10 protein-coding genes are annotated in these 11,922 nt (G+C 70.3%); 2 read left to right on the top strand and 8 right to left on the bottom strand.

Annotated features, from left to right (window positions below; genetic code table 11):
- Positions 1-106 precede the first annotated feature (106 nt).
- Positions 107-268 (bottom strand): hypothetical protein, encoded by a 162-nt coding sequence (locus ACJ70B_RS13835; protein WP_408957577.1) that lies wholly within the window; start codon positions 266-268, stop codon positions 107-109.
- A 182-nt stretch (positions 269-450) separates the two neighbouring features.
- Here ACJ70B_RS13835 and ACJ70B_RS13840 point away from each other — a divergent pair, with 182 nt between their 5' ends.
- Together ACJ70B_RS13840 and ACJ70B_RS13845 are read left to right on the top strand one after the other, a co-directional pair.
- Complete coding sequence (locus ACJ70B_RS13840) at positions 451-1,590, top strand: Gfo/Idh/MocA family protein (RefSeq protein ID WP_408957578.1); 1,140 nt, start codon at positions 451-453, stop codon at positions 1,588-1,590.
- A gap of 251 nt (positions 1,591-1,841) precedes the next feature.
- Positions 1,842-3,317: a lipopolysaccharide biosynthesis protein gene (locus ACJ70B_RS13845; protein WP_408957579.1), complete on the top strand. Its 1,476-nt coding sequence runs from the start codon at positions 1,842-1,844 to the stop codon at positions 3,315-3,317.
- An 18-nt stretch (positions 3,318-3,335) separates the two neighbouring features.
- Here ACJ70B_RS13845 and ACJ70B_RS13850 read toward each other — a convergent pair whose 3' ends face one another.
- The 7 genes from ACJ70B_RS13850 to ACJ70B_RS13880 form a co-directional block, all read right to left on the bottom strand.
- The gene (locus tag ACJ70B_RS13850; RefSeq protein ID WP_408957580.1) at positions 3,336-4,547 is read right to left on the bottom strand and encodes a glycosyltransferase family 4 protein; all 1,212 of its coding nucleotides are present in this window, start codon (positions 4,545-4,547) and stop codon (positions 3,336-3,338) included.
- Entirely contained in the window at positions 4,544-5,935 is a 1,392-nt protein-coding gene (locus ACJ70B_RS13855; RefSeq protein ID WP_408957581.1) for a glycosyltransferase family 4 protein, read from the bottom strand. Before ACJ70B_RS13855 ends, ACJ70B_RS13850 begins: the two co-directional genes overlap by 4 nt.
- Positions 5,936-5,938: 3 nt before the next feature.
- Positions 5,939-7,177 carry an inositol-3-phosphate synthase gene (locus tag ACJ70B_RS13860; RefSeq protein ID WP_408957582.1) on the bottom strand — a complete coding sequence of 413 codons (1,239 nt, stop codon included), beginning with the start codon at positions 7,175-7,177 and terminating at the stop codon, positions 5,939-5,941.
- A gap of 188 nt (positions 7,178-7,365) precedes the next feature.
- The gene (locus ACJ70B_RS13865) at positions 7,366-8,772 is read right to left on the bottom strand and encodes a glycosyltransferase family 4 protein (RefSeq protein WP_408957583.1); all 1,407 of its coding nucleotides are present in this window, start codon (positions 8,770-8,772) and stop codon (positions 7,366-7,368) included.
- Positions 8,773-8,778: 6 nt separating this feature from the next.
- Positions 8,779-10,422 (bottom strand): sulfatase, encoded by a 1,644-nt coding sequence (locus ACJ70B_RS13870; protein WP_408957584.1) that lies wholly within the window; start codon positions 10,420-10,422, stop codon positions 8,779-8,781.
- A 16-nt stretch (positions 10,423-10,438) separates the two neighbouring features.
- Complete coding sequence (locus ACJ70B_RS13875) at positions 10,439-11,434, bottom strand: glycosyltransferase family 2 protein (RefSeq protein ID WP_408957585.1); 996 nt, start codon at positions 11,432-11,434, stop codon at positions 10,439-10,441.
- Between the two features lie 52 nt (positions 11,435-11,486).
- Positions 11,487-11,756: a hypothetical protein gene (locus tag ACJ70B_RS13880; protein ID WP_408957586.1), complete on the bottom strand. Its 270-nt coding sequence runs from the start codon at positions 11,754-11,756 to the stop codon at positions 11,487-11,489.
- Between the last annotated feature and the right edge of the window lie 166 nt (positions 11,757-11,922).

Below are 11,922 nucleotides of genomic sequence, written 5' to 3' on the forward strand. Positions count from 1 at the left end.
GTTCTCACGACGTGAGAACTCCACGTGAAGCGAGGGGGGTCGACGCGACGGCCGGCCGACCGGTGGCTACCGACCGGCTTCGCGTTCGGTGACCGAGGCGTCCGTCTCAGTCAGAGATCGGCCGGCTTTCGGTTCGGTCGTGGAGGGAGGCGAGGTAGCGGGCGACTTCGAAGTGCGAGTGACTGCCGACGAGGTGGTCCTCGAGCGTTCGATCGAGGTCGAGCGTGTTACGACAGATCGGACATTCGACCGGCGGCGTGAATGCCATTTTGTTCCTCTCCGTCGGTGTCGGGCAAATCGATGCGGCATTCATGCGCCGGTCGGTCGTCCAATATCGGTTGTCACCGCTCGGAGACGTGTACGTCCCCTCTCCCGTTTCCGCCCGATTCCGGCGGGTACGGCGCGAGTGACGGGGCCGCCTATTTCGGCCGCGACGTGGTCCGACTGGCCATGGTCCTCCGAACCGCGGTCGTCGGTGCGGGCATCGTCTCGCGGAACAACCACCTTCCGGCGCTGGCCAGGAATCCCCGGACCGACCTCGTCGCCGTCTGCGACCTCGAGCGCGACGCCGCCCGTGAGGCCGCGGCCGAGTACGACTGCGCGGCCTTCGTCGACCCCGATCGGCTCCTCGAGACCGAGACGCTCGACTGGCTCCACGTTGCGACGCCGGTTCAGACCCACGCAGACCTGACCGTGGCGGCGCTCGAGGCGGGCGTGCCGGTCCTCGTGCAGAAACCCGCGGCGACGACGGTCGCGGAACTCGAGCGGATGCGGGCGGCGGCCGCCGATGCGGGAGTACCGTTCTCGGTCGTCAACAACTGGCTCTACTATCCCGTGGTCCGAACAGTCCGCCGACGCATCGGGGCGGGCGAGATCGGCGACGTGCGCGCCGTCGAGGTGACGGTGGCCGGCGAGGGCGCGCCGGACGAAACCTACCGCGGCGACTGGGTGCTCGACCTCGCCGGCGGCGATCTCGAGGAGGGACTCCCCCACCCGATCTACCTCGCGCTCGGCCTCGGCGGTGTCCCGCGATCGGACGAGGCCATCGACGTTCGGACGCGGACGGCCGACGAGTACGACGACGTCGACTACGACGGCGCGTCGATCCAGTACGTATCCGTTGACGACGCGCTCTGCTCGATTTCGGTCCTGAGCGGCTCGGCGCGGGACAACCGCGTCCGCGTCTACGGCACGGAGGGCTCCCTGCACGTCGACGTGCCGACGATGACCGTCGACCGACACGACGCCGACTCCGGGCCGTATCACTTCCAGAACGAGCGGAACCGCCGCCACCTCGAGAAACTCCGAACCGCGCTCGCGGCCGCCGAAACCGAGGCCGTCCGCTATGCGAGGGCCCGCCTTGAGGACGCCCTCGAGCGTCACACCGAGGAGAGTCAGGATGGTCACTACTACCTGCTCAACGAGGCCGCGAAGGCCATCGAGCACGGCGAGCGGCCGCCCGTCTCGCCCGAGGTGAGCCGGTGGACGCTCGATATCATCGAGCGAATTCGAGAGGCGGCAAGCGCTGGGCCAGAATCCGTCTCCGGACCGGCCTCGAGTGCGGTCTCGAACGGCGGTGACCGGCCGTAGCATCGGTCGCCCTCGGCGCTCGAATCGAGCTAACGAGGAATTTCGCCGCGGAAAAACGCTATTACTCGTTTCGACCGACGACGATTCGTTCCTTCGATCGCGGCGTTTCGCGATCGGTCCCCTGATGTGAGAGCGCGTGGCAACCGTGACGGTGACCAGAAGACTCTCAAGCGGAACTCCCCGACTCGCGTGCATGCTAATCGGTCGTACTATCGTATTACCGGACACAGCGTGCGGGTATTCACGAATTAATGACGAACGCAGCTAACGTTTCGTTCGGACTCGAGACGCTCAAGGGCGTCTCGGCGAAGCTGGCGATGTACGGGTTCGGGTTCGTCGCTACGGCCTACTTCGCGCGGGAACTCGGGCCGGCGACCTTCGGGGGCTTTTTCCTCCTACTCTCGGTCGTCCAGTTCGCGAATCGGATCCCTCACGGGATCGGCGGGGCGTGCCAGAAGCGCCTCGCGGAGACCGAGACGTCAAACGATGAACTGCTCGGCCTCACGCTCGGCGTCTGGGTCGCATCTGGGCTCGTCGTCGCACTACTCGCCGTCGCCGGTCGCGCCCATCTGACGGCGTATACGGGCGTCTCGAACGCGGCGTCGCTGGGCGTCGGCCTGTTCGTCGCGATCTCGCTGTTCCTCCCGTTGCAGTTTCTCCTCGCCGGGACAGGGAAATTCGGCGTCACCAACTGGATCGATCTCCTGCGGGAGATCGTCAAAACGGGCCTCCAGTTCGGCCTCGTCGCGCTCGGCTTCGGCGTCACGGGGATGACCGCCGGCTTCGTCGCCGCGACGCTTCTTACGGTGCCGGTCATCCTCTTTTTCCTCGGCGTCCGGCCGTCGCTTCCCTCGCGGGACACCGCGGCCTACGTCTGGGAGTACGCGAGGTACAACGTCCCGTCGAACGTCGTCGGAAAAGCGTACACGCGGTTCGACATCTTCCTGCTCGGCGCGATCGGCCTTACGGCCGGCGTCGGTTACTACGAGGTCGCGCTCTCACTGACCGGGCTGGCCACGCTGATCTCCGGCGTCGTCATGGACGGCCTCATCAGCAAGACGAGCAACCTCTCGAGTCGCGGGCGCTCGATCGCCGACTCGGTGACAGCCACCATCTCTTATACGAGCGTGATCGCCATTCCGATGCTCGTCCTCGTCGCCTTCCTCGGCGAGCCCATCGTCAGGGCGGTCTACGGAGCGGAGTACCTTGCCGCCGTCCCCTACCTGCTTGGCATCGCCGCGTACCGCGTCGTCCAGACGCAGCGCGAGCCCCTCGACAGCGCGGTGAAGGGGATGGGCCGGCCCGACGCCGTTTTCCGCATCTCGACGGTGACGGTCGCCGTGAACTTCGTCCTCGGCGTCGCGCTGGTCCTGACCGTCGGCGCGATCGGCGTCGTCGTCGCGACGGTCGTCGCGGAGACGGTTCGCTGTCTACTGCTCCACCGAGCGCTCCGGCGAAACGACACCGTCGTCCCCGTCTTCCCCGCACCGCTGCGCGCTCAGTTCCGGAGCGCGCTCGCGATGGCCGCCGTCATGGTCGTGCTCACGGTCACCCTGCCGGCCGCGGTCGCCGCTCCGCTGGTCGTCACCGGCGGACTCGGCCTCGCGACGTATCTAGGAACGGTCCTCGCACAGGACGGCGTCGCTCGCGCCGCCATCGCTCGCGCCGCGGTCGCCGTCCACGCGCTGGCGACCGGCGCGGAAGTGGATCAGCAGACGACACACTGACGCGGACGTACCGACCCGTCACCGCTCGAGTCCGAGCGTTTCCTCGAGTTCGGCGGCCACCTCGTCGACCACGTAGCGATCCGCGATCGTCTCGCGAGCGTTGGTGGCGAGATGCCGACGCTCGTCCGGGTCCTCGAGCAGTTCCACCGTCGCGTCGACGAACTCGTCCCAGTCGTCGGCGACCCGGAGGTCCTCGCCCGGCGTCGCCTCGACACCCTCGAACCCCTGGGCCGTCGTGACGATCGGCAGCCGCCAGGCCATCGACTCGAGGACCTTGATCCGGATCCCGCCGCCGACGCGCAGCGGCGCGACCATCACCGCGGCGTCCCGGACGACCGACTCGAGGTCGTCGACTCCGCCCCGAAACTCGATGCCAGGTCGGTTGCCGAGATCACGGAGTTCGTCGGTCGCACCGCGGCCGGCGAGCGCGAGTTCGGCATCGGGATGGGCCGCTCGAATCCGCGGGAAGACGCGACGTGCGAAGACCAGCGCGGCGTCCTCGTTGGGAAACCAGTCGTACGAGCCGAAGAAGACGAGGCGATCGCTATCTGAGTCGAGCGGGGCGGGCTCGTAGGCGTCGATCTCGAGGCCGACGCGCTCGCGCGAGACCGGCCCGACTCCCTGCTCGCGCAGCCGGGTCGCGTCTGCCGCGCCGAGGACGAGCGTCAGGTCGGACGCGCGGTAGGCCGCCAGCTCCTCGCGGCGGAGACGGGGAAGCTCGAGGGCCAGTTCGGCCCGCGTCCGGCGGTCGTCCGCGTGCTCGCGGTGGCGCTCGTGGGCGGCGTACTCGACGACGTGGGCGTTCGTGACCAGCGCCGCGCCGGCCGCGCGGGCCGCCCGACGGACCGTCTCGTCCCGAAAGCGCTGTCCCAGATAGGGATGCTGGGCGACGACCGCGTCCGGCTCGAGCGCCGCGATTCGGCGCGGTGTCGCGGTCCGGATCGCGCTCGAGTCGAACATGGCCATCACGTCGGAGCGCTTCCGCGCCGCCCGCGTCACTTTGCGCGCCGTCGGCGGGAGCCGCGAGGAGTCGCCGGGGACGCGCACGATCGACTCGCAGTACTCGCGCAGCGCCGCCACGTCGGCGGCGGACTCGCTCGAGCGGTGGGTTAGGACGTGGACCTCGTGGCCGCGCTCGGCGAGTCCCCGGACGTAGCCGTAGGTGACGATCCGATCGCCGGCGTTCGGTGGGTAGGGAAGCTCGCGCGTGAGAAAAAGGACGGTACTCATGCGTCACCGACCGAACGACCGCGTTCGCTCGTTTCGTCGCCACCCTGCTCGCTCGCGTCCGCCGGACCGTGCTCGCGGTAGAGTGCGAGTAGGTCGTCGGCGTGATCGCCGAGCGTCGTCGGCTCCGCGACGCCCGCCCTGAGCCGGCGGACCAGATCGGGGTCGGCCGCGAGCCGTCGTAGCGTCGCCGCCAGCGCAGCGGCGTCGCCGACGGGAACCGTGAGCCCGTCGACGCCGTCGTCGACGAGTTCCGCCATCCCGCCGCGGTCGCCGGTCACGACCGGCACGCCCGCGGCAAACGCCTCCTGGATCACCAGCGGGCTGTTCTCGAGCCAGACCGACGGGAGGACGAAGACGTCGAACGTGGGGAACACGTCGGCGGCGTCGCCATATCGGCCGTGGAACCGAACACGGGGCTCGCCGGCCGCCCGCTTTCGAAGCCGGGCGTGGTACGGCTCCGCGTCCGGCTCGAACCGGCCGTGGACGTGGACAGCGAGGTCGGCGTCGGGGAGCCACTCGAGCGCCGCGAGCAGCAGGTGGACCCCCTTCGACTCGGCGATCCGACCGGCGTAGCCCACGTGCAAGGGGTCGTCGGGATCGAAGGTCGATTCGCCGAACCGACCGGTCCGAATCCCGTTTCGCCGGTGGACGAGCAGATTCGGGTCGGTGCCGTACTCGACGAAGACGTCCCGGAGGAACCGCGAGGGCGAGACGAGGCGGTCACACTCCGTGAGCGCCCGGCGGAGGCGATCCGTTCGCCGCGCTACGGGGTCGGCGACGACCGACTCGAGGCCGAGGCGGTTTCGCGGACCCGATTCGCCATCGCGCTCGTGTTCGCGCTGGTCCCACCGATCGCGCGTCTTCATTCCGGGGTCGTCCGCGGCCGGCGCGACGTGCCGGCCGACGGCGTCGGCGTAGCAGCCGACGCACTTCGCGAGCGAGTCGGGGCCCGAACAGCGCGCGCCGTCGGGTCGGCGAAGCTGCTCGCGGTGACAGAGCGTCCAGAAGTCATGGAGCGTGGCGATGCAGGGCACACCGGCGTCGGCACAGACGGTCGGAATTCCGGCCGAGAGGCCCTTGAGGTGCTGGAGGTGGACGAGATCTGGGTCGCGCGCCTCGAGCAGGTCGGCGACGGCGGCGTCGATCGCGGGCCGGACGACGCCCTCGGCTCCGGCGGGGTCGATTCCGTCGTCGGGCCGCGGCGTCGGAGCGGGATCCGGGAGGCGGACGACGGTCGCCCCGTCGACGGTCGCGTCCGCGCCGCGGGGCGCGGCGACGGTGACGGAGTGACCGCGATCGGCGATCGCTTCGGCGAGGCGGACGGTGTAGAGCTCGGTGCCGCCGTAGGTGTCCGGCGGCAGCGCGTGGGCGGCCAGCAGGACGCGCATCGCTCAGTCGTCGGTCGCGGGTTCGGGTGTGGGTTCGACCGGGTCCTCGGCGGCGTGGTCCGCGACGTACTCGGAGAGCGCGTCGAGTTGCCGGGAGAGGTCGTGCTCATCGACGCCGTCGGGGGCCTTGAAGAACGAGGCGAGCTGGGGTTGGCGGCCACCCTCACCGCGCTCGTCGGCAAACGAGAGGAGCCGCGCGAGGTCGAGCGTCAACGGGGCCGCGAGCGCCGAGTCAGACCCCTCCCAGGTGAACTGCATCGTCATCTCGGTCTCGAGGAAGCCCTCGAAGTGGACGTAGTCCCAGGCGGTCTTCCAGTCGCCGAGCGACGGCGTGTAGTCGATTCGCACGCGGTTGTGCTCGAGGTCGGGGAGGATGCCGTCTAAAATGCCGCCCTTGCTCGCGAGCTTGCCGGCCTTGTTGCGGTCGTCCTCCAAGACGCGCCCGTCGGTGTTGCCGAGGACGTTGTGGCCCTCCCAGCTTCTGACCCGCAGGTTGCGGCCGGCGAACATCGGCGCGAGCGCCGCCTTGACGAGCGACTCGCCGGTCTTGCCGTCGGACCCCATGTGGGGGACGCCCGCCTCGGCGGCGAGTTCCCGGAGTCCGCCGAGGGTACTGCCGGTGCTGGGCGTGAAATTGGCGTATGGATGCCCGTCGACGAGCGCCGCGTACGCGTAAAGGGAACTGGCCGGGAGCTCGCGGTCGTTTTCGTCGATCGCCCGCTCGAGCGCCTCGCGGCCGTCGTACCGCTCGGGGTCCGCGAGTTCGGGCTCCGTCGAGGCGACGTTGACGACGATCAGTCGATCGACCCCCTCGCTGTCGCAGAACGCGGCGTAGTCTTCTCGCAGTCGATCGACGATCGCTGCGACCGTCCGGTCGGTCTCGAGCGGCTCGTGATCGGCGAGCTCGGCGACGCGAGGGCCGCAGTTCAGCGCCGTCCCGTTGACGATGCGCTCGTCTATCGCGTCGAGATCGTCCGCGACTGCGTCGATCGTCTCACGGGCAGGGACGCCGCCGGTTGCCGCGAGTTCGGCGGCGGCCTCGCGGAGGCTTCGTTCCCGAACGTCGTGGCCGCCGAAGGTCAGGTCGCCGACGGCCGGAAACTCGAGCGCGTCGCAGGGCGGTCGCTCGGTGACCATGCCGGTCGTCGACGTTTCGCCGCGGGCGATCGCCCGCGCGCCGACGATCGCGGTCGTCGCGATGTTGCCGCGCGCGCCGACGAACCAGACGCCGACGTCGCTCACCGCCGATCACCTCGCAGCCCGGCCACTCGAGATATCGCCGCGGGTGCCCGTCGATCCACTGCCGATTCGGACCGGCGACTTTGCTCCGTCGGCGGTGACATCGGAACGAACGTCATGCCCATACGCACGCCGAACGACGGTAAATACCTGCTGCGCACCTCTGAATTCGTGAACGACCGTCGCGAACGTTAGTCGGGCGGTCGGTCGCCGGTCCACACCGCCTCGAGCAGGTCGAGAGACACCGCGACCTGCTCTGCGACGGTGAAGCGATCGCGGACCGTCTCGCGACCCGCCGTGCCGAACGCGGTCGCCCGCTCGGGGCCGACGAGAAACGACTCGAGGGCGTCCGCCAGCGCCGACACATTGCGGGGATCGACGACGCGTCCGTTCACGCCGTCGTCGACGAGTTCCGATGCGCCGCCGAACGCGGTCGTCACGACGGGCGTGCCCGCCGCGAACGCCTCGAGATTGACCGTCGGGAAGGGGTCGAGGTGGACCGACGGCGAGGCGACGACGCGGGCCGAGCGGAACGCCGTTCGGAGCGCCGGCCGGGGGAGCCACCCCGGCGAGACGATGCGGTCGGCGGCCGGGCCGGCGACCGCTCGCATCCGCTCGACGTACCCGTCGTCGCCGGTGACGAGCAAGCGGGCGTCAACGCCGTCGTCGACGAGCCGTTCGAACGCGGCCGCGAGGTACGCGCCCCCCTTCTCGTCGCTCGTCCGCCCGCCGAAGAGTACGAACGGCGCGTCCTCGAGTCCGTGCCGCCGGCGAAACGCGGCTTCCGACGGCGCGTCGGGATCAGGCCGCTCGAACCGCGAGGCGTCGATCCCGTTGTGAATCACGCGCTCGCACTCGACGCCGTTGACGGCCAGTCCCCGCCGGAGTGCCTCGCTGACCGCGACGCCGACGTCGACGCGGGCGGCGAGACACCGGCGGTTCATCTCGGTGCGCGCTGGAAGGTATCGAGCGCCCTGTTCTATGGCCTGCTGGACGGGCGAGACGCGGTACGCGGCCGCCGGGAGCGCATTCGCACCCGTGTCCGATTCGGATACCGAGACCGGGTCCGCAGAGGCGCTCGCACCCCCGTCGATGGCAAGCGCCTCGGGTTGCGCGCTCGGATCGCCGGCGGTCTCGGTTTCCGTCTCGGCGGGTCCGGGCCTGATATCTACGGGCGCTCGTTCGGCGACGGTCGTCAGTTCGCCGTAGGAGACGGTTCCGGCGTCGTGAAACGTCTTCACGATCGGCAGGCCGTGTTCGTCGGCGATCCGCAGGCTCGCGTTCGAGAGGTAGTGGACGTTGTGCGCGTGGACGATATCGGGCGCGACGTCGACGAGCACGTCGGGAAGCGCCCGCTCAATGAGCGGATTCCGAAGCGTCAGGTACGGGAGGACGGCGCGACACCGCGGCGTCCAGAGCCGGTGGACGACCACACCGTCGGCGACGGAGCGGCCGGTCTCCCCGCGGTCGGGCACCGTCGTGACGACGTGGGTCTCGTGGCCGCGCTCGGCGTACCCCTCGGCGAGTTGAGCGGCGATCCGCTGGGCACCCCCGCGCTCCCACGGCGGGTAGCCGTCCGAGAGGAGACAGATACGCACGGTCCGTCACCGATACCCCAGCTGTGAGAGGCGCTCGTCGACGGCGGCCGGCACGTCCCGTTTGCCGGTCCCGTCATCGGTGCCCGTACCGTCGGTCTCCGTGCCGATCTCCGTCGATTCGCTCTCCTCGATCGTTGCGAGCGTCTCCTCGAGTCGCGCCCGCACCCGATCGGGGACCGCCTCGAGCGACACCGGGTGGGTGTCGGTCGCCGTCCAGTCGATTCGCCGCGCGCGGTCCGTGCTGGGGTCCTCGCCGACCCGGTCGAGCTTCCACTCGCCCGCGATAGCCGTTTTTCGAGGCCGGAAGAGCGCTTCCGTGGGGACGCCATCGGGCGGATGCGAGCGGACGACGCCCTCGTAGGACGCGCGGGCGACTGGCCGCGGCTCGTCGCCGGGCAGCAGCGACCGCGAGGAATCGTACTCGAGGCCGACGAGCCCGCGGACCGTCTCGGCGAGGTAGTGGGGCTGGACGAGGTCGCCGCGCTCGTTGCCCTCGAAGACGCCGGGATAGCGCACGATCAGGGGCACGCGGAGCAGCGGGAGTCGGATCGACGCCTGGTGGTCGAGCAGCGTCCGGTCGCCGGCGCGGCCGCTCCCTCCGCCGCTGCCCGGCTCCGTCACCCGCTCGCCGAGGTGTTCCCCGTGATCGCCGGTGAGCGCGACCAACGTCTCGTCGGCGAGCCCGCGCTCGCGGAGGCGCTCGAGGATACGGCCGATCACGCGGTCGGCGTAGTGGACCGCGTCGGCGTACCGCGTCCGGAGGGAGGTCTGCTCGTCGGGGGTCAGTGTGCGGTCGCCGGTCCGGATCGCCCAGATATCGCCCATCAGGGCGTCCATGTACTCGAGTTCGTCCGCGTAGTCGTCACAGCCCGGCGGGCGGACCGAGTCGGTTCGAAACGGCTCGGGCACGTAAAACGGTAGGTGGGGGTCCATGAGGTGGACGTAGGCGAAAAAGGGGCGGTCGCCGTCGGCAGCCTCGGCAAAGCGCTCGTCAGCCAGTCGAGCGGCGCGCTCGCTCGCGCGGACGTCGTCGAGCCAGGCGTCGCCGGTCGCCTCTGCGGCCGCGAACGCTGCGGCGTTGCCGAGGCTGCGAAGCGGCGCGTCAGAGGCCAGCGCGCGCCGGAGCACCGTCGCGTACCACTCGGGGCCGCGGGCGACGCCCCGCGAGAGGTCGCGCACGTCGCACCCGCCGTCGAAGTAGCGGTGACGTGGGCCGGTGAACTCATCGACCCGGTCGAACCCCGCGCCCTGCGGGAGCCAGTCGCCGATCCAGGTCGTCGGCGAAATGTGAATCGTCCGGTAGCCGGCCGCCGAGAGGTCGCGCTGGAGGGGCCGACCCCGATCGATGGCGAACCTGCGCGAGGTCGCGCCGTGTTCGTCGGGGTCCAGCCCAGTAAGCAGGCTGCTCGCGCTCGGCAGCGTCCACGGGGCCGGCGAGATCGCGTGCCGGAAGACGGTCCCCTCGTCGGCGAGCGCCGATGCGGCGGGCGTCTCGGGGGCCGAAACCGTATCCGCGGTGGCCGGGCCGCCGGCAGCGCGCGAGCCGTCCGATCCGAACGCGCTGTCGCCGTAGGGTTCGAGGGCGTCCGCCCGACAGGCGTCGACGACCAGCAACAGGACGTTGGGTCGGGAGCAGTCGGCCGCGGTCATCTGCTCACCGCTGTCGTCATCGGTTCACCACCTCGTTCACTCGGACGCGAGCCAGCGCTCGCTCGAGTCGCTGTTGGAGAGCGTAGACGCCGCCCATCCCCGCATCGTAGGCGGCGCTCGAGCCGGTCAGCGCGAGCAGGTACGCCGCAATGGCGTTTCCCCGCGTCGGATCGAGGCGGATCGCCCGCTCGAGGTAGCGTCGACCGTCGTCGACGCGGCCCGCCTCGCAGTGGGTCGCGCCGGCGTCGGCCAGCAGCCGCGCCCGCGTGCCGTCCGGGAGATCGTACTTCGCCTCGAGGCGTTCGATCGCCGCGACAAGGCGGTCGGGATCGGCGGAGACGTTATCGCCCGGTTCGCCTTTCGCCACGAGCGGTTCGTCGACGTAGACGAACCGTCGTTCGCGGGCGAGCCGCAGGCAGAGATCCCAGTCCTCGAAACAGGGGAGGGCCTCGTCGAAGCCGCCGACCCCCGCTATCGCGTCGCGACGGACGGCCAGCGTCGAGGTGTAGGTCGGCACCGCGAGGTGTCGCAGGGCCTTCCGAACGTCGCCGGACTCGCCCGTGCGGGTGATCGGCTCGCCCGCGCGCTTTTCGATTCCGCAGTAGGCGACGCCGTAGGCCGGCGGGGCCTCGCGGAGCGCCGTCACCCGCCGCTCGAGCGCGTCGGGTCGCCAGCGGTCGTCGGAATCGATGAACGCGACGAACTCGCCGCTCGAGCGGTCGATCCCCCGGTTTCTGGCGGCGCTGACGCCAGCGGGCGCGTCCCGGCGGACGTACTCGAGGCGAGGATCGTCGTACGAGTCGACGACGGCCGGCGTCCGATCGGTCGAGCCACCGTCGACGACGACCAGCTCGAGGGCGTCATGAGACTGCTCGAGGACGCTCTCGATGGCATCCGAGAGGACTGACGCGCGGTCGTACGTCGGGAGGACGACGCTCGCGAGTGGGCGATCGTCGGCCGGGACCGATCGGTCGCTCGCCCGGCGAGCGCGGTTGGCACCGTCGGCCGTCACGGGAGGTCCCTCCGTCGGCCGCCGAAAAGCGGTGCGTCGATCCCGCCGTCGCTCATGCCGAGTCCCGGTCGACGAGCTTCGAGAAGCGGCTGTCCTCCTCGTAGACGAGCGCGAGGTTGCTGTCCTCGAACTCGTCGAAGAACTCGTCCCAGGAGATCTCCGTTAACTCCTCGTCCTCGTCGCCGAAGTCGAGCCGGAGGAGGCCGCCGTCGTCGCCGTCACCGGTCCCCCCGACGCGTGCCGGCTGCCCGCCCTTGTCCTCGGCCCACTCGCGGATGGTCTCGTGGTCGGTCGTCGTCTGACTGCCGTCGTCGTCAGCCATGGTCGGTCACCGTGGAAACGGACACCGACCGACCTCTTAGTGGTACAGCGAGCAGTTTCCGGGCCGAACGCGACCGTCTCGAGCCGTCGGTTCCCGAGCGAGGTGCCGTCGGCGAGCGCCTCTCCCCCCGTCAGCGTCAGGGGGCGGTACTTTGCGACGGGCGGCG

The organism is Natrinema sp. 74, from assembly GCF_046097095.1.
Classification (GTDB): Archaea; Halobacteriota; Halobacteria; order Halobacteriales; family Natrialbaceae; genus Natrinema.

What these genes read in the sequence shown, in the direction of transcription:
- ACJ70B_RS13855 (WP_408957581.1), bottom strand. Translation starts at nt 5,935, where the DNA reads ATGCGCGTCCTGCTGGCCGCCCACGCGCTGCCGCCGGACACCTACGGC.
- ACJ70B_RS13845 (WP_408957579.1), top strand. Translation starts at nt 1,842, where the DNA reads ATGACGAACGCAGCTAACGTTTCGTTCGGACTCGAGACGCTCAAGGGC.
- ACJ70B_RS13850 (WP_408957580.1), bottom strand. Translation starts at nt 4,547, where the DNA reads ATGAGTACCGTCCTTTTTCTCACGCGCGAGCTTCCCTACCCACCGAAC.
- ACJ70B_RS13880 (WP_408957586.1), bottom strand. Translation starts at nt 11,756, where the DNA reads ATGGCTGACGACGACGGCAGTCAGACGACGACCGACCACGAGACCATC.
- ACJ70B_RS13835 (WP_408957577.1), bottom strand. Translation starts at nt 268, where the DNA reads ATGGCATTCACGCCGCCGGTCGAATGTCCGATCTGTCGTAACACGCTC.
- ACJ70B_RS13870 (WP_408957584.1), bottom strand. Translation starts at nt 10,422, where the DNA reads ATGACCGCGGCCGACTGCTCCCGACCCAACGTCCTGTTGCTGGTCGTC.
- ACJ70B_RS13840 (WP_408957578.1), top strand. Translation starts at nt 451, where the DNA reads ATGGTCCTCCGAACCGCGGTCGTCGGTGCGGGCATCGTCTCGCGGAAC.